The sequence below is a fragment of the Streptomyces sp. NPDC088733 genome (genome assembly GCF_044751185.1).
Taxonomy (GTDB): domain Bacteria; phylum Actinomycetota; class Actinomycetes; order Streptomycetales; family Streptomycetaceae; genus Actinacidiphila.
Genome location: NZ_JBIVLH010000001.1, coordinates 503,951 through 525,783, shown reverse-complemented (window position 1 = coordinate 525,783; position 21,833 = coordinate 503,951). Strand labels below are relative to the sequence as shown.

The window sequence follows — 21,833 nt, the reverse complement described above, 5'->3', positions numbered from 1 at the left end:
CGCCCGCAGGTCGTGGGTGGAGGGCCCGTCCCACGGCCGGCCCGCGGAGTCGTCGCCGGGGGAACCGGGCGGACGCAGATGCGCCGGCTGCCGGGCGTGGGCGGCGTCCGGGACGCCGGCCGTCACACGCGGGACGCCGCCGGCGGTCTCGCCCGCCGCCACCCGGGCGGCCTGACGGTCCCTCACCTCGGCGGCTCTGCGGTCGGGCCGGGTGCCGCGGGCGCCGCGGCGGCCGGTCTTGGCGGGCGCGCCGGTCTCGCCGGCCGGCTGCCGCTGGGCAGGAGTGACGGGTTGCAGGGACGGCGTGCCCGGGTCGTTGCCGGTCGTGCCGGCGGCGCGCTTGGCCGCGCCCGCGCCACCGCCGCGCCGGGGACGCCGGGCGCGGCGGGAGGACGGTCCGGCCGGGGTGGAGGAGGGGACAGGGGCCTGGTTCTGCGCGGGTTGTGCCGCGCCGTTCCCGGCCGTGCCGGCCTCGCCGGCCACCGCGGCGGCCGGGGGCAGCCGGAATCCGGTCCGCGGATCGGGGACCGGCTCGGGGTCGCCCGGACGTGCCGGGCCGGCCGCTGTCGCCTGGGCGGCGGCCTGCTCAGAAATGCGCTCCGTGCTCACGCTGGTCGTTCCATCCGGTCGGGTGCGTCACGTGCGGGACCACGTGGCGGGGCGGCCGCGTCAGGCGGGTCGGCGGCAGTGCAGGAAGAGTTGCTCCTCCGGCGGCACTTCTGTGGTGTGCGGCGCGTAGGCGTACGACTCCTCCCTCAGGACCTCGAATCCTGCGTCGGTCACCACCTGGCGCAAATCGTCCCGTAGATAACCCGATACCCGGATGGTGTTACCAAGGAACGGAATCGGGAAGTCATCCACATCGGCTTCTACCATCGAAAGAGTGAACAGCCCACCGGGAGCGAGTAGATCGCGCACGGCCCGCACGACCAGCGGAATCTCGGCGCGGGAGAGCATCAGCAGCGAGAAGAAGGCGGTGACGGCGTCGAAGCGCCCCAGATCCTGCCGGCCGCGCGCGGCGAAGAGGCCGCCGGGCCGCACATCGGCGATGTCGCCCTGGTGGAAGTCGGCCGACGGCACGTACTGGCGGGCCAGCGACAGCATCACCGGGGACAGGTCGATTCCGGTCACCTCGTGCCCGGCGTCGGAGAGCTGACGGCAGGTCGGCACCCCGGTGCCGCACCCCAGGTCCAGGACGCGGGAACCGGCCGGCAACTGCTCCAGCAGCCATGCGCCGGCCGCGAGCTGTCCCTCCTTGTGCGGGAAGGCCTCGTCGTAACGGTCGCCGATGGCGTCGAAGGCCTCCGCCTGCCCGGTGCGGTCCAGCTGTATGTCCTCGTAGCCGCCGACTCCCACAGCCTGGGCCTCCCGTGATGACCTGCGTGACGTAGCGTCAAACTCTAGTGTGAGCCTGTGATTTGTGCAGCACTATGGGGCACGATCTTACGATTGGGACTGGGGGGCACGGCAAGACTCACGCGGTCACCTTGCCGGACGGTCCCAGTCAACCGGAAGAGCCGGTACCGGCCACGCCGGATTCGGACGCCAGTGCTGCCAGCCCTCGTCGAAGGGGTGGCCCCAGTCCCGGATGACACCCACCGCGCGGCGCCCGGCCTCGCGCACCCGTTCCGCCGTCGCGGCCGGCATCAGCCCGGCGGCCTGCGCCTGCTCGAACTCGTCCTCGTCGCGCCAGTGCCAGGCGCGGTCCGGGTCGACATGGATGTCCAGGAAGTGGTCCTCGGAGTCCACGCCGCCCGACCAGCGGCGGTGCGGCTCCTCCAGGTTCACGTACCAGTTCTTGAAGACCCAGCCCCGCTCCCAGAACAGCCAGACCGACCAGGGCTCCCCGGGGCGGGCCAGCTTCAGCACCCCGCTGCCCCACCAGCGGTCGACGCTCGTCGTACGCGGTTTGAGGTAGCGGGTCTCCAGCGGCTCCTGGTGGATCGGCGTGCCGTCGGCGAGGACCGGCCTGACGCACTCGGTGCCCGGCGCCATCCACACGGCCAGCAGCTCCGCGTCGTCCCGGACCACCGTCACCGGACGGCAGATGTGCACCCGGTCCGTCGCGTTGCCGCGGTAGCGCCACAGCACCTGGTCGCCCGGCGACCAGTGGTCCTGGCCGCCGTCCTGCCCCGTACCCGGATGAAGAAGGATGTCCGCCGTCATGACGTGATCTTACGGACGACGGGTCACGGCGGCGTCTCTCTTGCGCCGATCCTTCGTCACGGGCCCGTACGGCACGCCGTCCCGGCGGACGGCCGGTGTCACGGGCGGGTCATGCGCAGCACGTCCAGAGCCTCGTCGAGCTGCTCCAGGGTGAGCAGGCCCCGCTCGACGTACCCGGAGTCCAGCACCACCTGACGGATCGTGCGGCGCTCGGCCAGCGCGCGCTTGGCGACCTTGGCGGCCTCCTCGTAGCCGATGTACCGGTTGAGCGGCGTGACCACGGAGGGCGAGGACTCGGCGTACTCGCGGGCGCGCTCGACGTTCGCCGTGATGCCGTCGACGGTGCGGTCGGCGAGCAGCCGGGAGACGTTGGCGAGCAGCCGCACCGACTCCAGGACGTTCTTCGCGATCACCGGGAGCATCACGTTGAGCTCGAAGTTCCCCGCCGCGCCCGCCGCGGCGATGGTCGCGTCGTTGCCGGTGACCTGGGCGGCCACCATCAGCACCGCCTCCGGGATGACCGGGTTGACCTTGCCCGGCATGATCGACGAGCCGGGCTGGAGGTCGGGCAGCGCGATCTCGGCGAGTCCGGTGCGCGGCCCGGAGGCCATCCAGCGCAGGTCGTTGGAGATCTTGGTGAGGCCGACCGCGATCGTGCGGAGCTGGCCGGAGGTCTCCACGATGCCGTCGCGCGCGCCCTGCGCCTCGAAGTGGTCGCGCGCCTCGGTGAGCGGCAGTCCGGTGGCGCGCGCCACCTCCGCGATCACCGCCGCCGAGAAGCCGGCCGGGGTGTTGATCCCGGTGCCCACGGCCGTACCGCCGAGCGGCAGCTCCGCCAGCCGCGGCAGCGACGCGCGCAGCCGCTCCACGCCGTAGCGCACCTGGGCGGCGTAGCCGCCGAACTCCTGGCCCAGCGTGACGGGCGTCGCGTCCATCAGGTGCGTACGGCCGGACTTCACCACGTCCGCGAACTCGGCGGACTTGCGCTCCAGGGCCGCCGCCAGGTGCTCCAGGGCGGGGATCAGGTCGCCGGTCACCGCCGCGGTCGCCGCGATGTGGATGGAGGAGGGGAAGACGTCGTTGGAGGACTGGCTGGCGTTGACGTGGTCGTTGGGGTGCACGTCGCGGCCGAGCCGCTCGCTCGCCAGGGTCGCGATGACCTCGTTGGTGTTCATGTTGGACGAGGTGCCCGAGCCGGTCTGGAACACGTCGATCGGGAAGTGCTCGTCCCAGCGCCCGGCGGCGACCTCCGCGGCCGCCTCCTGGACCGCCTCGGCGACGTCCTTGTCCAGCACGCCGAGCTCCGCGTTGACCTTCGCCGCGGCCGCCTTGATCCGGGCGAGCGCCGCGATGTGGGCCCGCTCCAGCCGCTGCCCGCTGATCGGGAAGTTCTCCACCGCCCGCTGGGTCTGGGCGCGCCACTTGGCGTGGGCGGGAACGCGCACCTCGCCCATGGAGTCGTGCTCGGTGCGGTACTCGCGCTCGTCCCCTGCGTCCTGCTCGGGCATCGCCGGAATCCCTTCCATCGCGTACGTCGCCGGGTGTCCTGGTACCTCCCAGTAGACCCCCTCACCACGACAGCGGCACGACCCGTTTCATTCCCCCGGGGGTCCCGGGGAGCGCCGCGGCCCGGCACCGCGCACGCGGTGCCGGGCCGTCCCGGCCGGCTCGTGCCCCGGGGCGCGCCTCGGGGCCGGTGGCCGGGTGGTCGCGGCGCGTCAGTCGATGCAGACCATGTCGACCTTGTTCGCGGAGCTGCCGAGGTTGGCCGGCTGGAAGTTGGCGTGCGAGACCGGGACGTCCCCCAGCGCGATCCAGGCGTTGCTGCCGTTCCAGTTGTAGAGGTGGACGGTGCCGCCGCCCTTGTTGACGATCGAGTCGATCCGGTCGTTGAGGCCGATGTCGCCCAGGTTGTGGCAGCCCTTGCTCGGAGCCGTCCAGATCTTGTGGGTGCCGTTGGCGCCGTCGTAGTAGCACGAGTAGCCCGGGTAGCAGTAGTCGGCCTGGTCGGCCGCCTGGCTCGGTGCGGCCACCGTGGCGCTGAGCACGGCCCCCGCGCCCAGGGCCAGGGCGAGCGAAATCCTCTTCATGGTGGGTCCCTTCGAAATGCCGGACACGCCGCCGTGCGGTGTCGCGGCGGCGTGATCTTGCTCAAGGGACGCTAGTTGAACGGTAAACCACCTTCGTAGAAGGTGAGCGCCGATCGGATCTTCGTGCGCGGCACGGCGACGCCCCCGCCGGTCGGACCGGCGGGGGCGTGGGAGGTGCCGCGGGACCGGGATCAGGCGCCCGGACGCAGCGGGATGCTGGTGAAGGTGGGTGCCGGGGCGGGGTCGGTGAAGAAGTCGTTGCCCTTGTCGTCGACGACGATGAAGGCCGGGAAGTCCTCGACCTCGATCTTCCAGACCGCCTCCATGCCGAGCTCGGCGTACTCCAGGACGTCGACCTTCTTGATGCAGTCCTGGGCCAGGCGCGCCGCAGGGCCGCCGATGGAGCCGAGGTAGAAGCCGCCGTGCGCGGCGCACGCGTCGGTGACCTGCTTCGAGCGGTTGCCCTTGGCGAGCATGACCTTGGAACCGCCCGCGGCCTGGAACTGCTCGACGTAGGAGTCCATGCGGCCGGCGGTGGTCGGGCCGAACGAGCCGGAGGCGTAACCCTGCGGGGTCTTGGCCGGGCCCGCGTAGTAGACCGGGTGGTCACGCAGGTACTGCGGCATCTCCTCGCCCGCGTCCAGCCGCTCCTTGATCTTCGCGTGCGCGATGTCGCGGGCGACGACCAGCGGGCCGGTCAGCGACAGCCGGGTCTTGACCGGGTACTTCGAGAGCTCCGCCAGGACCTCGTCCATCGGGCGGTTGAGGTCGACGCGTACGACGTCCTCGTCCGACAGGTGCTCGTCGGTGGTCTCCGGCAGGTACTTGGCCGGGTCGGTCTCCAACTGCTCCAGGAAGACGCCCTCCGCGGTGATCTTCGCGACGGCCTGGCGGTCGGCGGAGCAGGAGACGGCGATGGCGACCGGCAGGGAGGCGCCGTGCCGGGGCAGCCGCACCACGCGGACGTCGTGGCAGAAGTACTTGCCGCCGAACTGCGCGCCGATGCCGATCTTCTGCGTGAGCTCGAAGACCTTCTCCTCCAGCTCCTTGTCCCGGAAGCCGTGGCCGGCCGGCGAGCCCTCGGCCGGCAGCTCGTCCAGGTAGTGCGCGGAGGCGTACTTGGCGGTCTTGAGCGCGAACTCGGCGGAGGTGCCGCCGACGACGATCGCCAGGTGGTACGGCGGGCAGGCCGCCGTACCGAGCGAACGGATCTTCTCCTCCAGGAACTTCATCATGGAGGCCTCGTTCAGGACCGCCTTGGTCTCCTGGTAGAGGAAGGACTTGTTGGCCGAGCCGCCGCCCTTGGCCATGAAGAGGAACTTGTAGGCGCCGCCGTCGGTCGCGTACAGCTCGATCTGGGCCGGCAGGTTGGAGCCGGTGTTCTTCTCCTCCCACATGGTCAGCGGGGCCATCTGGGAGTAGCGCAGGTTGAGCTTGGTGTAGGCGTCGAAGATGCCGTGCGACAGGGCCGCCTCGTCGCCGCCCGAGGTGAGCACGTTCTGGCCGCGCTTGCCCATGACGATCGCGGTGCCGGTGTCCTGGCACATCGGCAGCACGCCGGCCGCGGCGATGTTGGCGTTCTTCAGCAGGTCCAGGGCGACGAAGCGGTCGTTGGGGGACGCCTCGGGGTCGTCCAGGATGCGGCGCAGCTGGGCGAGGTGCGCGGGGCGCAGGTAGTGGGAGATGTCGTGCATGGCCTCGGCGGCGAGCGTGCGCAGCGCCTCCGGCTCCACCGTGAGGAAGGTCCGGCCGTCGGCCTCGAAGGTGCTGACGCCCTCGGAGGTGATCAGTCGGTACGGAGTGGTGTCCTCACCGAGGGGGAGCAGGTCCGTGTAGGCAAACTCGGGCATAAGGGACATCCTCACTGGCGCTGCGTCATAGAAGCCCGACAAGCGTAGAACGAACGCGGGGTGCCCGGTGTGTGAGGTGACCCTCACCGACCGGGGCAGGGGCCTAGTCGCGATCTATCGCGTTTGTGTACCGTAGTCGCGTGGATGAGTCCTCGCTCCGGAAGCGTGAGCAGCAGCCCTTGAGTCCCCCTGTCGCCGAAGCCGACATCCGCGCGTCCGACGCGGACCGCGACCGGGTGGCCGACATTCTTCGCGATGCCCTGGCGGAGGGGCGTCTGAGCACCCAGGAGCACTCGGAGCGGCTGGACGGCGTGTACGCGGCGAAGACCGTGGGCGAGCTGGAGCCCTTCGTACGCGACCTGCCGGTCCCCGCGCCCGCGGCCGCCGCGGCACCGGCCTCGCAGTGGGTGCCCGACCACACCGGGGAGAACCCCAACCTCGTCGGCATCCTCGGCGGCGCCGAGCGCAAGGGCCGCTGGCGCGTGGGCTCGAAGATCAACGCGGTCGCGATCCTGGGCGGCGTGGTGATCGACCTCACGGAGGCGACGTTCACCGCGCCCGAGGTCGTCATCAACTGCACCGCCATCATGGGCGGGGTCGAGATCAGGGTGCCGGAGAACGTGACCCTGCGCGGCGGTGGCGTGGTCGGCATCATGGGCGGCTCCGACGTCAACGCGTACGAGGCCCCCGACCCCGGCGCCCCGGTCATCAAGGTGCAGGGCCTGGCCTTCTGGGGCGGCGTGGAGGCCAAGCCGCGGCGCGGCAAGCGGGTCAAGAAGAAGGACGCCCGCCCCGAGCTGGACTACTGACGACGCGTCACCTGGCATCGGCTCCCGCCGCCCGCGCGCGGTGCGCGGCGGTGCGCGGGTGCGCCCCAAGGCGCGCCGCAGCGGCGGCGGTTGCCGGTGCGGCGGCGCACCGTCCGGCACACGGCGCGTACGCACGGGCGTGCGACCCCCGGACACGGTGCGCATGAACGCGCGTACAGCGGGTAGGGCATGGGGACACGTCGCTCGCCGCCGTACCCCACGTCGGCAACCCCCGTGCCGACGCAGCGGGAAGGGCAGCGACGGGCAAGGGTGACACCAAGCCGAGCCGTCGTCAGGAGTATCCCGTGCTTCAACCGATCGAGCCCGCGGCAGCATCCAGTTCCTCCCTGAGTCACCCCCGGGACCTGGGCGGCCCATGGCATTCGGATGCCGCGTGCCACAGCGATGAGGCAGGTCTGTTCTTCGCGCCCTCCAAGGAGCCGACGGCGGCCCGGCTGTCGCGCGAGGAGGCCGCGAAGCGGGTCTGCGCCCGTTGCCCGGTCATGCTGGAGTGCCGGGAGCACGCGTTGATGCAGCCGGAGCCCTACGGCGTGTGGGGCGGCATGACCGCGGCCGAGCGCAGGGTCGTGCTCGCGCGCCGGCGCCGCCGCGAGGCGGAACTGCAGCGGCCCGCACCGCGGATCGCCGCCGCGGGTTAGTCCCCCAGCTACCGCTGGGAGGTGCCCCCACCCCGGCTACCGCTGGGAGGTGCCCCCAGGCGTGGCACTTCCCCGGCTTCGGCCGGGGGAGTTGTCGCCCCGTCCGCGTAGCCGGCTGTGCCACGGAGCCGACCTTCCGTCTCACGACGCCCCCGGGAGCCGCGGGACCTGCCCTCGTGGCGGTCGGCGCCAGTCTCGGAAGATGCCCCGGACGGGCCTGCCCCGCGGACACGTGCGAACGCCGGAGGCCGGGAGCACGCCCCCAGGGGCGTGCTCCCGGCCTCCGTGCGCACAAGTGCCGGGAGTTTCGCGCTTCCCGTCTTCCGGCCCCTCCGGCCGGGAGGCGGTCAGCGCGCGCGGTCGAAGTCGATCGTGCTGTAGGCGCGCAGCTTCGACAGCCGGTGCGTGGAGTCGATCTGCCGGATCGTGCCGGACTTGGAGCGCATCACCAGCGACTGGGTGGTCGCGGTCTCGGCGCGGTAGCGCACCCCCCGCAGCAGCTCGCCGTCGGTGATGCCGGTGGCGACGAAGAACACGTTGTCGCCCTTGACGAGGTCGTCCGTGTGCAGGACCCGGTCGAGGTCGTGGCCGGCGTCGAGGGCGCGCTGCCGCTCGGCGTCGTCCTTGGGCCAGAGCTTGCCCTGGATGGTGCCGCCGAGGCACTTGATCGCGCAGGCCGCGATGATGCCCTCGGGCGTGCCGCCGATGCCCATCAGCAGGTCGACGCCGGTGCCCTCGCGCACGGCCATGATGGCGCCCGCGACATCGCCGTCGGAGATGAACGTGATCCGCGCGCCGGTCTCGCGGATCTCCTTGGCCAGTCCTTCGTGCCGCGGCCGGTCGAGCACGACGACGGTCACGTCCTCGGGGGCGCCGCCCTTGGCCTTGGCGACCCGCCGGATGTTCACCGACGGCGGGGCGGTGATGTCGACGAAGTCGGCGGCCTCGGGGCCGGTGACCAGCTTGTCCATGTAGAAGACGGCCGAGGGGTCGTACATCGCGCCGCGGTCGGCGGCGGCGAGGACGGCGACGGCGTTGGGCATGCCCTTGGCGGTGAGCGTCGTCCCGTCGATCGGGTCCACGGCGATGTCGCACTCCGCGCCGGTCCCGTCGCCGATCCGCTCCCCGTTGAAGAGCATCGGCGCCTCGTCCTTCTCGCCCTCGCCGATGACGACGACGCCGTTCATCGACACGGTCGAGACCAGGGTGCGCATGGCCTTGACGGCCGCGCCGTCCGCGCCGTTCTTGTCGCCCCGGCCCACCCAGCGGCCGGCGGCCATCGCGGCGGCCTCGGTGACCCGCACCAGTTCGAGGGCGAGGTTGCGGTCGGGGGCCTCGGGACTCACTTCGAGCTGCGGCGGCATGGTGTGGTTCTCGTGCTGCTCGGTCATCACAGCGCACCTTTCTGTACGAGGACGGCCGGAAAAGAGGGTGGTACGACCTTATCCGCCAGGTGCCAGGATGAGCAGGGGGCCCGTCACATGAGCGCGGGCGGGCCGGTGCGGGACCCGGGCGCCGGGACGCTCCGGGGCATGGGGGACCATAGGGGGCGTGGCAAAGAAGCGCGGCACGGAAACAGTGCGGGACATGGTGCTCTCGATGGCGGCGATCGGCGTCGTGGTCGGGATCATCTGGTTCTTCATCCCGCACGACGAGAACCACGACCCCGTCCAGGTGGTCGGCTACCGGGTCGAGCTCGACCAGGCCCGCCGCAGCGCCCCGTACCCGGTCGCGGCCCCCGAGGGGCTCGGCAAGGGCTGGCGGGCGACCTCGGTGACGTACGAGGATACGAACCCGAAGGCCGTGCACTGGCACCTCGGCTTCGTCGACCCGCAGAACGAGTACGCGGCCGTCGAGCAGAGCAACGCGGACGCGGAGGCGTTCGTCGCGGCCACGAGCCACGACGCGCGCAAGAGCGGCACGCGCACCGTCGGCGGCGAGACCTGGGACCGCTACGAGGGCCCCAAGTACGACGCCCTGGTGCGGCAGAAGGGCGGGGTGACCACCATGGTCACCGGAACCGCCCCGGCCGACCGGCTCGCGGAACTGGCCGCTGCACTCCAGGAGCGCAGCGGCCAGTAGCACCGGACGATCCCGGCGCCCGCGCGGGCGCCGGAGGTGTCTCAGACGGTGGTGACGACCTCGTCGTAGGGCAGTCGCGGCGAGCGCGCGCGCCAGGCGTTCTCGCCCGCCTTGCCGATGTTCACCACGGCGAGCACGGAGTGGTCGCCGTCGGGGAAGAACTCCTTGTTGATCGCGTCGGCGTTGTAGCCGGTCATCGGGCCTGCGGCCAGGCCCGCGGCGCGCACGCCGAGGATGAAGTAGCCGACCTGGAGCGCGGCGTTGAAGGCCGCCGACTGCTCGCGGACCGGGCGCTCGCCGAAGAGCATGTCCTTGGCCTGCGGGAAGGCGGGGAACTGCACCGGCAGCTCCTCGTGGAACTCGTTGTCCGCGGCCAGGATGGCCACCAGCGGCGCCGTGGAGGTCTTCGCCCGGTTGCCCTCGTTCATGAGCCCGACCAGCCGCTCGCGGCTCTCCGCGGAGCGGACCAGCACGATGCGCAGCGGCTGCTGGTTGTAGGCGGTGGGCGCGTACTTCACCAGGTCGTACACGTCCTGGACCTGCTCGTCGGTCACCGGCTCGGTGGTGAAGGTGTTGGCGGTGCGCGCGTCGCGGAAGAGAAGGTTCTGTGCGGCGGTGTCGAGCTGGAGGGTCATCGGGTACCTCGGGGGGCTGTGGGGAACCGCCCCGGCGGGGCGGCCTCGAACTTTCCCTCTAACATAGGTGAAGATTCAACTATTCCGGGATGCCCGTCCCGTGAGCACCGTCACGACACCCCCCGGCTACTCCTCCTCGGCCGCGCCGGACGCCCCGGGCGCACCCTGCACCGCGTCGTCCGACTCCTCCGCGAGGGCCGCGTCCAGGCGCGCGCGGGCGCCCTCCAGCCAGTTGCGGCACACCTTGGCAAGCTCCTCGCCGCGTTCCCACAGGGCGAGGGACTCCTCCAGCGTCGAACCGCCCGCCTCCAGTCGGCGGACGACATCGACGAGCTCGTCGCGGGCCTGCTCGTACCCCAGCGTGTCCTGATCAGCCATGGCACCAGACTAGGGCCGCCCTCGGACAGGGCGGGTCCGCCCGGCGCCGTACGCCGCAGCCGGCTCAGCGCGTGACGCGGACCGTGAACTCGCCGTCGGCGACCCGGGCCCGCAGCTTCTCCTCGTCGGCCACCTCGCCCGCGGCCCGCACGACCCCGCCGTCCTCCCGCTGCAGGACGGCGTACCCGCGCTGCAGCGTCGCCGCGGGGGACAGCGCGACCACCCGGGCCCGGGTGTGCGCCAGCTCGTCGTCCGCGCGGTCCAGGCGGTGCCGCAGATGCCGCCGCGAACGCTCCAGCAGCGCCGCCACCTGCTCCTCGCGCTCCTCGACCATCAGCCGCGGACGTGCCATCGACGGACGGCTCATCGCCGCCGCCAGCCCCCGCTCCTCCCGGTCCAGCAGCCCGCGCACCACCCGCAAGGAGCGGTCCCGCAGCTGCCCGACCCGGGTCAGCTCCTCGCCCACGTCCGGAACGACGCGCTTGGCGGCGTCGGTCGGCGTCGAGGCGCGCAGATCCGCGACCAGGTCCAGCAGCGGGGTGTCCGGCTCGTGCCCGATCGCGGACACCACCGGCGTACGGCACTCGGCGACCGCCCGCACCAGCCGCTCGTCGGAGAACGGCAGCAGGTCCTCCACGCTGCCGCCGCCGCGCGCCACGATGATCACGTCGACGCCCGGGTGCGCGTCGAGCCCCTGCACCGCCTCGATCACCTGCGGGACCGCGTACGCCCCCTGCACCGGCACATTGCGCACCTCGAAACGGACGGCCGGCCAGCGCAGCCGCGCGTTCTCCAGCACGTCGCGCTCCGCGGCCGAGGCACGGCCGCACACCAGGCCGATCAGCTGCGGCAGGAAGGGCAGCGGACGCTTGCGCTCCAGCGCGAACAGGCCCTCGCCGGCCAGCCGCTTCTTCAGCTGCTCCAGCCGCAGCAGCAGGTCGCCGATCCCTATCGGGCGGATCTCCGCCGCCCGCAGTGACAACTGCCCCCGCGGGGCGTACCACTCCGGCCGGGCGTGCACGACGACCCGCGCGCCCTCGCCGACCGCGCCGTCGAAGGCGTCGAACACGGCACGGCGGCAGGTCACGCTCAGCGAGATGTCGTGCGACGGATCGCGCAGCGTCAGGAAGACCACGCCCGCGCCGGGGCGCCGGGACAGCTGCGTGATCTGCCCCTCCACCCACACCGCGCCGAGCCGGTCGATCCAGCCGCCGATTAGCCGCGACACCTCGCCGACCGGGATCGGCGCCTCCGCGGACGTGTTCTGAGCCATACGCCGAGACTAGCCCCCGCCACGGACAGTGACCCCGCCCCGGGCGGGATTGCCCCGGGGCAGCGGTCGGTCCCGCCGCCGACCCGAATGGCGCCCACCGCTGTCCGTCCCCCCGCGGACGCCGCACGCTGGGACGCAGCCCCATGCGCCCGTGCCCGGGAGGTCCCCCATGCGCTCACACGGCCCGCCGCCCCCGCGGCCGCCGCGCGTCGGCGGCGGCTTCCGCATCGGGCGCCGCGGCCCCGGCTGCGGCTGCTTCAGCTGCCTGACGGCGGTGGCCGCCGCGGTGCTCGCGGGAGGGCTGCCCGGACTGCTGCGCGCGGCTCGCCGCGGGCGCCCCCGGCGGGGCCGATGACCTCGGTCACGCCCCGTACGATGGGCACATGACTGCTGCTGCCCGACGGGTCCTGCTCGCCGCCCCCCGTGGCTACTGCGCGGGCGTGGACCGCGCCGTGATCGCCGTCGAGAAGGCCCTGGAACAGTACGGGGCCCCGATCTACGTCCGCCACGAGATCGTCCACAACAAGTACGTCGTGCAGACCCTGGAGAAGAAGGGCGCGATCTTCGTCGAGCAGACGGCGGAGGTCCCCGAGGGGTCGATCGTGATGTTCTCCGCGCACGGTGTGGCGCCCGTCGTCCACGAGGAGGCCGAGCGCGGCAGGCTCGCCACCATCGACGCGACCTGCCCCCTGGTGACCAAGGTCCACAAGGAGGCCGTCCGCTTCGCCAACGAGGACTTCGACATCCTGCTGATCGGCCACGAGGGCCACGAGGAGGTCATCGGCACCTCCGGCGAGGCCCCCGACCACATCACGCTGGTCGACGGCCCGGCCGACGTCGCCAAGGTCGAGGTCCGGGACCCCTCCAAGGTGGTCTGGCTCTCCCAGACGACCCTGTCCGTGGACGAGACCATGGAGACGGTCGATGCGCTCAAGGAGAAGTTCCCGCAGCTCATCTCGCCGCCCAGCGACGACATCTGCTACGCCACGCAGAACCGCCAGCTTGCGGTGAAGCAGATGGGCGCCGAGGCCGACCTGGTGATCGTCGTCGGCTCGCGCAACTCCTCCAACTCCGTCCGCCTGGTCGAGGTCGCCAAGCTGGCGGGCGCCCGCGAGGCGTACCTCGTGGACTTCGCCGCCGAGATCGACGAGGCCTGGCTGGAGGGCGTCTCCACGGTCGGCGTCACCTCCGGTGCCTCCGTTCCCGACGTCCTGGTCGAGCAGGTGCTGGAGTGGCTGTCGCAGCGCGGCTTCGAGGACGTCGAGATCGTCAAGGCCGCCGAGGAGTCGATCGTCTTCTCGCTGCCCAAGGAGCTCCGCCGCGACCTGCGCGCCGAGGCCGCCGCCAAGGTGGCCGCCGCCCCGGCCGCCGGAACCGCCCCCGAGCAGGCGGGTCCGCCGTCCGAGGGGTGACCGTCCTTCCCACGTCGTAGCGTTGGGCCATGAGCGTTTTCGGTGTGGACATCGGCGGTTCGGGGATCAAGGGCGCCCCGGTCGACCTGGATCGCGGGGATCTGGCGGAGGAGCGCTGCAAAGTGCTCACTCCGCATCCCGCGACGCCCGACGCGGTGGCGGACTGCGTCAAGCAGGTCGTCACCCATTTCGGCTGGCAGGGACCGATCGGCGCGACGTTCCCCGGTGTGGTGACGCACGGGGTCACGCGCACGGCGGCCAACGTCGACAAGGGCTGGATAGGCATGGACGCGGCCGGCCTGCTCTCCGAGCGGGTCGGCCTGCCCGTGACGCTGCTCAACGACGCCGACGCGGCGGGCATGGCCGAGATGGCGTACGGCGCGGGGCGCGGCCGCTCGGGCACGGTCATCATGCTGACGCTCGGCACGGGCATCGGCAGCGCCGTGTTCGTGGACGGCAAGCTGCTGCCCAACTCCGAACTCGGCCACCTGGAGCTGCACGGGCACGAGGCGGAGAAACGCGCCTCCACCAAGGTCAAGGAGGACGAGGAGCTCAGCTGGGAGCACTGGGCGCGCCGGGTCAGCAAGTACCTCGCGCACGTCGAGATGCTCTTCTCGCCGGAGCTGTTCGTCATCGGCGGCGGCGTGAGCCGCAAGGCGGACAAGTTCCTGCCGCTCATCGAGGGCATCGAGGCGGAGATCGTGCCGGCCGCGCTGCAGAACAACGCGGGCATCGTCGGCGCGGGCATGGCGGCGGCCGCGGCGGTCACCACCGCCGCCGCCGGATAGCGGTCCGGGACGCGGACGCGGACGCGGGCGGGTACGGCGCGGTCAGCGGCGTTCCGCGCGCCGCGCCCGCGTCACGTACGCCACCTTCCGCACGGCCGTGATCACGGCGGCGCACACCGTGCCGCCGTACAGCCAGCCGGTCAGCGTCGCGAGCCCGGTGAGCAGCGCCATCACGTGCCCGGTCAACCCGCCGCCGCCGTCGGCGGTCACGGCCAGCGCGATGGTGAAGGCGATGGGCGCGCTCACCGGCGCCGCCGACAGGTCGTACGGCCGCACCCACACGCCGCCGGCGATGCAGGCCAGCAGGAAGACGACGCCGAACAGCGTGCCCGGCTCGCCGTTCACCAGGGAGTCCACGGCCCCGCCGCACAGGGCGGTCAGCGTGATGAAGACGCCGGTGCCGAGTCCCGTCAGACGGGACTCGCTCTGTCCCCGCCGCACCCCCCACAACGGGCCGCGGCGCGGACCTCCGCCCACGGCGGTCGCGCCCGCGGGCCTGCGCGCCGGACGCTCGGCCGGTCTGGCCGGCCGCGTCACGGCACCGTTGTTGTGCGGCGTGCGCGCACTGTGTTGGTCCACGCACCCAACGTAGGCGCCCCGCAGGGGGAAAACAGGGGCAGGACACGACTTTTCAGCCCCACAGGGGGCGAGGCGGGCCGCCGGAGCCTCCGGGGGTCTCCCGCTTCCGTAGACTGGTGGATCGGTCCGTCCCCGCCCGCCCCGGGCGCACGGGCCCTCCACCCACCTCGCTACGGGAAGTCGTCACGTGTCGCTCACGATCGGAATCGTCGGCCTGCCGAACGTCGGCAAGTCGACCCTGTTCAACGCCCTGACCAAGAACGACGTGCTGGCGGCCAACTACCCGTTCGCCACGATCGAGCCCAACGTCGGCGTCGTCGGTGTCCCCGACCCCCGCCTGGACACGCTCGCGAAGATCTTCGACTCGCAGCGCAAGCTCCCGGCGACGGTCGACTTCGTCGACATCGCGGGCATCGTGCGCGGCGCCAGCGAGGGCGCGGGCCTGGGCAACAAGTTCCTCGCGAACATCCGCGAGTCCGACGCGATCTGCCAGGTCATCCGGGCCTTCGTCGACCCGGACGTGGTCCACGTCGACGGCAAGGTGTCCCCGAAGGACGACATCGAGACGATCAACACCGAGCTGATCCTCGCCGACATGCAGACCATCGAGAAGGTCCTGCCCCGGCTGACCAAGGACGCCCGTCTCCAGAAGGAGAAGGCGGCGATGCTCGCCGCCGTCCAGGAGGCCCAGCAGATCCTCGAGGACGGCCGCACCCTGTTCTCCGCCGGCATCACCGCCGCCACGGAGAAGGGCGGCCTCCTGCACGAGCTGCACCTGCTGACCACGAAGCCGTTCCTCTACGTCTTCAACGTGGACGAGGACGAGCTGACCGACGACGCGTTCAAGGCGGAGCAGCGCGCCCTGGTCGCTCCCGCGGAGGCGATCTTCCTCAACGCCAAGATCGAGTCCGAGCTCATCGAGCTCGACGACGAGGAGGCCCTGGAGCTCCTGCAGTCCATGGGCCAGGACGAGCCCGGTCTCGCCACCCTCGCCCGCGTCGGCTTCGACACCCTCGGCCTCCAGACCTACCTCACGGCCGGCCCGAAGGAAGCCCGCGCCTGGACGATCAAGAAGGGCGCCACCGCCCCCGAGGCCGCCGGTGTCATCCACACCGACTTCCAGAAGGGCTTCATCAAGGCGGAGATCGTCTCCTTCGGCGACCTGGTCGAGTGCGGCTCCATCCCCGAGGCCCGCGCCAAGGGCAAGGCCCGCATGGAGGGCAAGGAGTACGTCATGCAGGACGGCGACGTGGTGGAGTTCCGCTTCAACGTGTGATCGTTGAGCAGCGGTCCTGAGAAGGTCGCGGCTCAGAGCGGGAAACCGCAGGTCAGGGGCCAGATCGAAAGGTCTGGCCCCTTCCTGTTTCCTTCCATTGGGTCAGGCCTCCTGACGCTGCGTCAGGAGGCCTGACCTGTGGTTCTTGCGCCCCTTCGGGCGACTGTCGAGCGGCCGATCACGGGCTGGAGCTACCGGCGCACGAGACCGTCGTCGAGATCCCCGTTGAACTCTTCCGGAAGGTCCGCCGTGATCAGCGCATCCGACAACCTGGCCGCCCGCTTCTCCTCCTTCGAGTCGGCGGCGTTTCGCCTGGAGACCCTGGACGACTACGGGAAGTCCGATGACTCCGCCGCCTACCGGGCCTTCCTGGCAGGGGAGCCGAAGCCGGAGGACTACAACGCGGCCTGGCTGGAGACGGTGCGCCGCGCAACCGAGAGCGGCAAGCACATGAAGCGGGTACACATCGTGTCCCGGCCGCTGACGCCCTACCTGCGCTATGAGCTGGGCTGGGGCTACCTGACGAACATGACAGCCGGCGAGGAGTTCTTCATCCTCGACACCACTGACCGCCCGAACCCGCTGGAAGGCGTGCCGGACTTCTGGCTGTTCGACGGCTGCGAGCCGGTCGTCCTGAACTACGACAAGGCCGGGGCCTTCCTCGGTCCCACCTTCTTGCCCGCCAAGGACGAGCTGCCCACCGAGGCGGAGTTCGAGTTCGCCACCCACCGGGACATCGCGCTGGCGCAGTCGGTGCCGTTTCCGGAGTGGTGGGAAGAGCACGGGGCGGAGTGAACCGAGCAGAGCCGGGTGCGGCGCTGGGGGCGCCACGGCAGGCATCCGGCAAGGAAGCCAAGGCTGTCGCCCGCAGCGCCGTGATGTCCACCAGCAAGCTCAGCAAGATCGAGAACGGTCGTGCTGCGCCGAGCGTGGTGGAGGTGGAGCGCATCCCCCTGATCCCGGGCCTCCTCCAGACCCCCGAGTACGTCCGAGCCGTATTGTCTGAACAAGAATGTGATCCGACTGCCCGCCTTGGATGAGAACACGCCAAATGTGAACGAGAATTTCAAGGCCATGGTTCGGGCGATGACGGCTCTCGAAGGATGGAGTGGGGCTGCCCGAAGCCTTGGCGGGTACGGTCCGTGATGTCCTACAGTGGAGTACGGCCGAGAGCCGTAAAGAGGCCCTGGAGCCTGAGGGCCGTACGAACGTCACGGTGGTAGCCGTGCCGACCCTTGGGGGGAAACGCTCATGGACCTGAAGAAGGAAATCAAGGACACGCCGCAAGGGCAGATGGCCTCGCTCCTGGCCGAGGTGGTCAAGGTCGCCAAGGACCTCAAGTTCGAGAAGAAGAAGGACGGGAGCATGCACGCCTCCGCCACCTTCAACGCAACTCGGCTGGTGGTCGAGTGGGGCGGTCCCGATGGATTCAGCCTGAGAATCCCTCGCGTCAAGACCGTCCCCGGCGAGGTGAAGAAGTCTTCTTGAGGCGTGAAACAAAGAATGGCCCGCCCCACGAAATGGGGCGGGCTTCTCTGTTTTCCTCCCGCTCCGGGACGGACCCCTTTGCCTCGGGCCCGGGGTCGATCCGGCCGCGAAAGCAGGCCGAAATGCGGCGCGGGAAGAATGAATTCCCTGGGGCATGTTCCGGGTCTGCTTCCTGCGGTTCGCGGACAGTGCGGGGGGTGCGCGTTCAGGACTCGGGCCATGGGTCATTTGGGCCAGGTTACTAACGTCCATGTTGCCAACATGAATGTTAGTGTGGTCCGTGGAGGTGGCGGACATGGTCGATTTTGTGGGTCGGGGGCAGGAGCTGGCGACGCTGGAGCGAGAGCTCCAGAAGGTCGTGGCCGGGGTTGGCGGGGAGCGGCCCGGTCGGTGCGTGATGCTGCGCGGGCGGCGCCGGGTGGGCAAGTCGCGGCTGGTCGAGAGGTTCGCGGAGCATTCCGGAATGCCGTTCCTGTTCTACGCGGCGACCGGCGCGTCTCCCCGGGCCGATCTGGCCCGGCTGGCGCGGGACGCACAGGCGTCGACGCTGCCGTTGGCCGGGCTGGTGGCCGCCGCGCGGCCGGAGAGCTGGGACGCCGCATTCGATGTGCTGGCCGCGGCGCTGCCCGCAGACCGGGCGAGCGTACTGGTCATCGACGAGGTGCCGTACCTGATGGATGCCGACGGTGCTTTTGAGGGGATGCTGCAACGGGCCTGGGACCGGGTCCTGGAGGCCAAGCCGGTTCTGCTGGTCCTCATCGGCTCCGATCTGTCGATGATGGAGGCGCTGAACAGCTACGGACGCCCCTTCCATCAGCGCGGCCGGGAGATGGTTCTGGGTCCGCTGAACCCCGCCGAGGTGGGGCGGATGCTCGGGCTGGATCCGGCGGAAGCCTTCGACGCCGCGCTGGTCACCGGCGGGCTGCCGCTGATCTGCGCGGAATGGCCGCACGGGGCCGGGGTGTGGGACTTCCTCGGCGAGGCGCTGAGCGACCCGGTGTCGGCCCTGCTGGTGTCGGCCGAGCGCTCACAGGCTGCCGAATTCCCCCCGCAGGCCCAGGCGCGCACGGTGCTGGCGGCCATCGGCAGTGGCGAGCGGACCTTCACCAACATCGCCCGTGCGGCCGGTGGGATCGGGGCCACGCCGCTGCAACGGGCGCTGGAACTGCTCACGGACAAACGGATCGTCGCCGCGGAACTGCCCGTGTCGCCGCGTCCGTCGAAGGACCGCCGCTACCGGGTGGCGGATCCGTACCTGCGGTTCTGGTTGCGATTTCTCGGCCCGTCCATGGAGGAGATCGAGCGGGGGCGCGGCGATCTGACTCTGGCGCGGATCCGGGAGGGCTGGTCCAGCTGGCGTGGCCGGGCCGTCGAGCCCCTGGTCCGCGAGGCCCTGGCGCGGATACTGCCCGACGACAGGCTGCCGGCAGCCCCCGCGGTGGGGGGCTACTGGACCCGTACCAACGACATCGAGATCGATATCGTCGGGGCGGACCGCGCCCCTGTCGCCAAGGAGCTGCTCTTCGTCGGTTCCATCAAGTGGCTGGAGCGGTCGCCCTTCGACCGGCACGACTCGGCCGCTCTCCATCGGCACCGGGCCGCCCTCACCGACCAACCCGTTCCCGTCGTGGCGGTCTCGCGCAGCGGAGTCGACTCTCCGGGCCTCGATGCCGCCTACGGCCCCGGCGACCTGCTCACCGCTTGGCCGCTGTGAGCGGCGCCACCCCCGATGGTGGCCGGCTCGTCTGCGCGCTCCATTGCTTCCGGCGGGTGCCCGCACCCCAGACCTTGACATAAGTAAACGTGTTACGGTTCTTTCATCGGGAACGCTGGAGATTCTTGCCGCAGGGGCCCCGCCGCGAGGAGGCCGCAGGCCGATGCGCGGCAACGGAAGCCGGTCGCGGTTGAGGGGGGCTCTCCGGCCCCGATTCCTGGAGGCGCCGACGACGATGCCGGCGCAGCATTGTTCCTGTGCGGAACGCCCGCCGAGTTCGCCGGGCGTTGCGAGACGAAAGGTCCCCCCTCATGCCCCCATCCATGCGTGCGCTCGTGGCCGGCGAAGTCGGCGAGCCCGGTGACGTCCTGCGGCTGGAGTCCCGGCCGGTGCCCACGCCGGAGGCCGGCCAGGCGCTGATCCGTGTGCGGGCGACGCCGATTCACGCCAGTGATCTGCACGTGCTGCGCGGCCGCTACGGTTTCTCCCCCGAATTCCCCGTCGTGGGCGGTCACATGGAGTGCGTGGGCCGCGTCGAGGCCCTGGGACCGGACACCGAGGGGCCGGCGGTCGGCGAGCGGGTGGTGGTCGCCGCCGTTCCCGCCGTACCCGGCCCGGCGGTGGCCGGCACCTGGCAGGAGTACCTCGTCGCCGACACACGAAGGCTCCTGGCGGTCCCCGACGGGCTGAGCGACTCCAGCGCCTGCCAGCTCGCCGTCAACCCGCTGACCGCGCTGCTCCTCGTGACGCGCGAACTCGACGTCCAGCCGGGGGAGTGGCTGCTGCAGACGGCCGCGGGCTCCACCGTCGGCCGGCTCGTCATCCAGCTGTCCCGGCACCTGGGCATCCGCACGATCAATGTCGTGCGGCGGCGCGACGCCGTCGAGGAGATCAAGGCGCTGGGCGGTGACGAGGTCATCTGCACCGAGGACGAGGACCTGGTGCGGCGCGTGGCCGAGATCGCCGGACCGGCCGGGGTGCGCAAGGCCGTCGACTGCGTCGCGGGCCCGGTCGGCGCCCAGGTGTCCCAGGCGCTGGCTCCGGGCGGCGAGGTCGTGGTCTACGGCGCGCTCTCCACCCACCGGCAGACCGACCCGGCGGCGCTGACCATCCCGTTGGCGGCACGCTCGGTCATCTACGAGACCAAGGCGGTCCGCGGCTTCTGGCTGAACCGCTGGTTCGGCACCGCCGCACCCGAGGAGGCGCTGCGCGCGCTGGCCCAGGTGCGCGATCTCGTCGCCGAGGGCGTGCTGAGCATCCCCCAGGGACGGCCGTTCCCGCTGGACCGCTTCGCGGAGGCCGTCGCGGTCGCCGAAGCACCCGCACGGGGCACCAAGCCGCTCTTCGTCCTCGACGGCGACTGATCCGGCGAACGGACTGCGCGAGGGGCCGGCTGCTGGTCAGCCGGTGCGCGGCGGCGTGAGCGTGCCCAGGTCCAGGCTGATCCCGAAGGGCACCGGGCGCCGGAGGGTGCCTCGGAAGATGCCGGCGGGTGCGTAGGCGCCGGTGGGTGAGTCGAGTTCATGGACGTGGACGACGGGTGCCCCGTCCTCGTCCTCGATGCACCAGTAGTGCGGGATGCCGGCCTCCGCGTACTTGCGCGGCTTCACCGTGCGGCCGCGGTGGGCGGACTCGGGGGAGACGACCTCGATGACGAGCTTGACGTCCTCCGGGGCGTACCAGGTGCGGTCCGGGTCGTAGGGCAGGTCCGTCAGCAAGAGGTCCGGCTCGGGGCGGTTCCTTGCGTCGAGGCGGATCGTCATCTCGCGCTCGACCTCGAAGCCGACCGGCGCCTGCGCCATGAGCGTGGCGGTCAGGGCGGTGACGAGGCGGCCGTGCCAGGCCCGCTGCGGCGCCAACGGGAAGACGAGTGCTCCGTCGATCAGCTCTGTGTGGCGAGGTGCCTCGGGGAGGCGGTCCAGGTCCTCCGCGAACCAGCCTTCCGCGCGCGGCGGCCACATCCAGTCGGGCAGCGCGGTCATGGCTCAACGGTAGCGATTCCGCGGGGACCGGACCATGAAGCCGGTCGCGCCGTCCGGGGCCGCGTCTCCTATCCCGCCTCATTTCTGGACTTGCCGGTCCAATCTTTTCTCCGCACGATGGGTGGACCAGCCAGTCCAGAAGAGGTGGTCGACCCATGGATACCGCAGAGCGTCTGAGCATCACCGAGGATCTTCGCCGTCTGATGGCGCGCTACGTCCGCTACGCGGACCACCAGCGCTGGCAGGACCTGGCGGGCCTGTTCACGCCGGACGGCACCTTCACCCCGCGCAAGCCGGACGGTTCGGTGTGGCTGCGCATGGAGGGCCGCGAGCAGATCGTGGCGACCGTCGGCTCCAGCGGCGGCCCCGGCGTCACCCTGATCCACCACCTGTTCTCCGACGAGATCGACGTCGCCTCGGCGACCGCCGCCCGGGGTGTATGGGCGATGGAGGACATCGTGACCCGCCCCGCGGACGCCCCCGTGTCCGAGGCCGTCCCCTTCCGGGGCATGCACGGCTACGGCCACTACCGCGTGCGCTTCGTCAGGACCGGCGGTTCCTGGTTCATCGCCGAGCTCGAGCAGACCCGGATCCGTCTCGACTTCAGCGACTGACGCCGGCCGACGCCCCCTCCCACCACCCCCCTACGCGA

At 71.4% G+C, this 21,833-nt stretch carries 24 protein-coding genes; 13 read left to right on the top strand and 11 right to left on the bottom strand.

Annotation, left to right across the window (positions count from 1 at the left end):
• Positions 1-669: 669 nt before the first annotated feature.
• From ACIP64_RS02395 to ACIP64_RS02375, 5 genes are all read right to left on the bottom strand, one after another.
• Positions 670-1,356: a class I SAM-dependent DNA methyltransferase gene (locus ACIP64_RS02395; protein WP_401580783.1), complete on the bottom strand. Its 687-nt coding sequence runs from the start codon at positions 1,354-1,356 to the stop codon at positions 670-672.
• A gap of 126 nt (positions 1,357-1,482) precedes the next feature.
• On the bottom strand, positions 1,483-2,166 hold the full coding sequence (locus ACIP64_RS02390) for a DUF402 domain-containing protein (protein WP_401580782.1): 684 nt from the start codon (positions 2,164-2,166) through the stop codon (positions 1,483-1,485).
• 98 nt (positions 2,167-2,264) lie between these two features.
• A complete protein-coding gene (locus ACIP64_RS02385; protein WP_401580780.1) occupies positions 2,265-3,674 on the bottom strand; it encodes a class II fumarate hydratase in 1,410 nt (469 codons plus the stop codon).
• Between the two features lie 210 nt (positions 3,675-3,884).
• A complete protein-coding gene (locus tag ACIP64_RS02380) occupies positions 3,885-4,256 on the bottom strand; it encodes a peptidase inhibitor family I36 protein (protein WP_401580778.1) in 372 nt (123 codons plus the stop codon).
• A gap of 191 nt (positions 4,257-4,447) precedes the next feature.
• Complete coding sequence (locus tag ACIP64_RS02375) at positions 4,448-6,106, bottom strand: fumarate hydratase (RefSeq protein ID WP_401580777.1); 1,659 nt, start codon at positions 6,104-6,106, stop codon at positions 4,448-4,450.
• A gap of 140 nt (positions 6,107-6,246) precedes the next feature.
• Between ACIP64_RS02375 and ACIP64_RS02370 the strand changes: the two genes are divergently transcribed.
• Together ACIP64_RS02370 and ACIP64_RS02365 are read left to right on the top strand one after the other, a co-directional pair.
• Positions 6,247-6,915 carry a DUF1707 domain-containing protein gene (locus ACIP64_RS02370; RefSeq protein WP_401580775.1) on the top strand — a complete coding sequence of 223 codons (669 nt, stop codon included), beginning with the start codon at positions 6,247-6,249 and terminating at the stop codon, positions 6,913-6,915.
• Between the two features lie 305 nt (positions 6,916-7,220).
• A complete protein-coding gene (locus ACIP64_RS02365; RefSeq protein WP_401580773.1) occupies positions 7,221-7,574 on the top strand; it encodes a WhiB family transcriptional regulator in 354 nt (117 codons plus the stop codon).
• Between the two features lie 347 nt (positions 7,575-7,921).
• On the opposite strand, the gene glpX is transcribed toward ACIP64_RS02365, so the two are convergent.
• The gene (gene glpX / locus ACIP64_RS02360) at positions 7,922-8,965 is read right to left on the bottom strand and encodes a class II fructose-bisphosphatase (RefSeq protein WP_401580771.1); all 1,044 of its coding nucleotides are present in this window, start codon (positions 8,963-8,965) and stop codon (positions 7,922-7,924) included.
• Between the two features lie 160 nt (positions 8,966-9,125).
• On the opposite strand from glpX, the gene ACIP64_RS02355 reads away from it, so the two are divergent.
• Entirely contained in the window at positions 9,126-9,656 is a 531-nt protein-coding gene (locus ACIP64_RS02355) for a DUF4245 domain-containing protein (protein WP_401580770.1), read from the top strand.
• Positions 9,657-9,697: 41 nt separating this feature from the next.
• Here the strand turns inward: ACIP64_RS02355 and ACIP64_RS02350 are convergent, their stop codons facing one another.
• The 3 genes from ACIP64_RS02350 to xseA form a co-directional block, all read right to left on the bottom strand.
• On the bottom strand, positions 9,698-10,291 hold the full coding sequence (locus tag ACIP64_RS02350; RefSeq protein WP_360915094.1) for a malonic semialdehyde reductase: 594 nt from the start codon (positions 10,289-10,291) through the stop codon (positions 9,698-9,700).
• 126 nt (positions 10,292-10,417) lie between these two features.
• Positions 10,418-10,669, bottom strand: coding sequence for an exodeoxyribonuclease VII small subunit (locus tag ACIP64_RS02345; RefSeq protein ID WP_401580768.1), 252 nt, complete (start codon positions 10,667-10,669; stop codon positions 10,418-10,420).
• Positions 10,670-10,733: 64 nt separating this feature from the next.
• Positions 10,734-11,942, bottom strand: coding sequence for an exodeoxyribonuclease VII large subunit (xseA, locus tag ACIP64_RS02340; RefSeq protein WP_401580767.1), 1,209 nt, complete (start codon positions 11,940-11,942; stop codon positions 10,734-10,736).
• Positions 11,943-12,111: 169 nt separating this feature from the next.
• Here xseA and ACIP64_RS02335 point away from each other — a divergent pair, with 169 nt between their 5' ends.
• Genes ACIP64_RS02335 through ppgK form a run of 3 tightly spaced genes read left to right on the top strand, consistent with a single transcriptional unit; the run spans position 12,112 to position 14,142 of the window.
• A complete protein-coding gene (locus tag ACIP64_RS02335; protein WP_401580765.1) occupies positions 12,112-12,297 on the top strand; it encodes a hypothetical protein in 186 nt (61 codons plus the stop codon).
• A gap of 28 nt (positions 12,298-12,325) precedes the next feature.
• Positions 12,326-13,354, top strand: coding sequence for a 4-hydroxy-3-methylbut-2-enyl diphosphate reductase (locus tag ACIP64_RS02330; protein ID WP_360915082.1), 1,029 nt, complete (start codon positions 12,326-12,328; stop codon positions 13,352-13,354).
• A 29-nt stretch (positions 13,355-13,383) separates the two neighbouring features.
• Positions 13,384-14,142, top strand: a complete 759-nt coding sequence (gene ppgK, locus ACIP64_RS02325) for a polyphosphate--glucose phosphotransferase (protein ID WP_401580763.1) — start codon at positions 13,384-13,386, stop codon at positions 14,140-14,142.
• Between the two features lie 42 nt (positions 14,143-14,184).
• Here the strand turns inward: ppgK and ACIP64_RS02320 are convergent, their stop codons facing one another.
• The gene (locus tag ACIP64_RS02320; RefSeq protein WP_360915076.1) at positions 14,185-14,721 is read right to left on the bottom strand and encodes a DUF6542 domain-containing protein; all 537 of its coding nucleotides are present in this window, start codon (positions 14,719-14,721) and stop codon (positions 14,185-14,187) included.
• Between the two features lie 187 nt (positions 14,722-14,908).
• Between ACIP64_RS02320 and ychF the strand changes: the two genes are divergently transcribed.
• The 6 genes from ychF (at position 14,909) to ACIP64_RS02290 (ending at position 20,563) form a co-directional block, all read left to right on the top strand.
• Positions 14,909-15,997, top strand: a complete 1,089-nt coding sequence (gene ychF / locus ACIP64_RS02315; RefSeq protein ID WP_360915073.1) for a redox-regulated ATPase YchF — start codon at positions 14,909-14,911, stop codon at positions 15,995-15,997.
• Between the two features lie 249 nt (positions 15,998-16,246).
• Positions 16,247-16,792 carry a DUF6879 family protein gene (locus tag ACIP64_RS02310; protein ID WP_401580760.1) on the top strand — a complete coding sequence of 182 codons (546 nt, stop codon included), beginning with the start codon at positions 16,247-16,249 and terminating at the stop codon, positions 16,790-16,792.
• The gene (locus ACIP64_RS02305) at positions 16,789-17,037 is read left to right on the top strand and encodes a Scr1 family TA system antitoxin-like transcriptional regulator (protein ID WP_401580758.1); all 249 of its coding nucleotides are present in this window, start codon (positions 16,789-16,791) and stop codon (positions 17,035-17,037) included. The genes ACIP64_RS02310 and ACIP64_RS02305 overlap by 4 nt, the downstream gene beginning before the upstream one ends.
• A 211-nt stretch (positions 17,038-17,248) precedes the next feature.
• A complete protein-coding gene (locus ACIP64_RS02300; protein ID WP_401580756.1) occupies positions 17,249-17,485 on the top strand; it encodes a hypothetical protein in 237 nt (78 codons plus the stop codon).
• A gap of 295 nt (positions 17,486-17,780) precedes the next feature.
• A complete protein-coding gene (locus ACIP64_RS02295) occupies positions 17,781-19,199 on the top strand; it encodes an ATP-binding protein (protein WP_401581150.1) in 1,419 nt (472 codons plus the stop codon).
• A 311-nt stretch (positions 19,200-19,510) separates the two neighbouring features.
• Positions 19,511-20,563 carry a zinc-dependent alcohol dehydrogenase family protein gene (locus ACIP64_RS02290; RefSeq protein ID WP_401580754.1) on the top strand — a complete coding sequence of 351 codons (1,053 nt, stop codon included), beginning with the start codon at positions 19,511-19,513 and terminating at the stop codon, positions 20,561-20,563.
• A gap of 36 nt (positions 20,564-20,599) precedes the next feature.
• On the opposite strand, the gene ACIP64_RS02285 is transcribed toward ACIP64_RS02290, so the two are convergent.
• Entirely contained in the window at positions 20,600-21,181 is a 582-nt protein-coding gene (locus ACIP64_RS02285; RefSeq protein WP_401580752.1) for a Uma2 family endonuclease, read from the bottom strand.
• Between the two features lie 155 nt (positions 21,182-21,336).
• Here ACIP64_RS02285 and ACIP64_RS02280 point away from each other — a divergent pair, with 155 nt between their 5' ends.
• Complete coding sequence (locus tag ACIP64_RS02280; RefSeq protein WP_360915061.1) at positions 21,337-21,795, top strand: nuclear transport factor 2 family protein; 459 nt, start codon at positions 21,337-21,339, stop codon at positions 21,793-21,795.
• Positions 21,796-21,833 lie beyond the last annotated feature (38 nt).

What these genes read in the sequence shown, in the direction of transcription:
- ACIP64_RS02350 (WP_360915094.1), bottom strand. Translation starts at nt 10,291, where the DNA reads ATGACCCTCCAGCTCGACACCGCCGCACAGAACCTTCTCTTCCGCGAC.
- ACIP64_RS02290 (WP_401580754.1), top strand. Translation starts at nt 19,511, where the DNA reads ATGCCCCCATCCATGCGTGCGCTCGTGGCCGGCGAAGTCGGCGAGCCC.
- ACIP64_RS02335 (WP_401580765.1), top strand. Translation starts at nt 12,112, where the DNA reads ATGCGCTCACACGGCCCGCCGCCCCCGCGGCCGCCGCGCGTCGGCGGC.
- ACIP64_RS02330 (WP_360915082.1), top strand. Translation starts at nt 12,326, where the DNA reads ATGACTGCTGCTGCCCGACGGGTCCTGCTCGCCGCCCCCCGTGGCTAC.
- ACIP64_RS02385 (WP_401580780.1), bottom strand. Translation starts at nt 3,674, where the DNA reads ATGCCCGAGCAGGACGCAGGGGACGAGCGCGAGTACCGCACCGAGCAC.
- ACIP64_RS02345 (WP_401580768.1), bottom strand. Translation starts at nt 10,669, where the DNA reads ATGGCTGATCAGGACACGCTGGGGTACGAGCAGGCCCGCGACGAGCTC.
- ACIP64_RS02300 (WP_401580756.1), top strand. Translation starts at nt 17,249, where the DNA reads ATGGACCTGAAGAAGGAAATCAAGGACACGCCGCAAGGGCAGATGGCC.
- ACIP64_RS02285 (WP_401580752.1), bottom strand. Translation starts at nt 21,181, where the DNA reads ATGACCGCGCTGCCCGACTGGATGTGGCCGCCGCGCGCGGAAGGCTGG.
- ACIP64_RS02295 (WP_401581150.1), top strand. Translation starts at nt 17,781, where the DNA reads ATGGTCGATTTTGTGGGTCGGGGGCAGGAGCTGGCGACGCTGGAGCGA.
- ACIP64_RS02380 (WP_401580778.1), bottom strand. Translation starts at nt 4,256, where the DNA reads ATGAAGAGGATTTCGCTCGCCCTGGCCCTGGGCGCGGGGGCCGTGCTC.
- xseA (WP_401580767.1), bottom strand. Translation starts at nt 11,942, where the DNA reads ATGGCTCAGAACACGTCCGCGGAGGCGCCGATCCCGGTCGGCGAGGTG.
- ACIP64_RS02375 (WP_401580777.1), bottom strand. Translation starts at nt 6,106, where the DNA reads ATGCCCGAGTTTGCCTACACGGACCTGCTCCCCCTCGGTGAGGACACC.
- ACIP64_RS02280 (WP_360915061.1), top strand. Translation starts at nt 21,337, where the DNA reads ATGGATACCGCAGAGCGTCTGAGCATCACCGAGGATCTTCGCCGTCTG.
- ppgK (WP_401580763.1), top strand. Translation starts at nt 13,384, where the DNA reads ATGAGCGTTTTCGGTGTGGACATCGGCGGTTCGGGGATCAAGGGCGCC.
- glpX (WP_401580771.1), bottom strand. Translation starts at nt 8,965, where the DNA reads ATGACCGAGCAGCACGAGAACCACACCATGCCGCCGCAGCTCGAAGTG.
- ACIP64_RS02390 (WP_401580782.1), bottom strand. Translation starts at nt 2,166, where the DNA reads ATGACGGCGGACATCCTTCTTCATCCGGGTACGGGGCAGGACGGCGGC.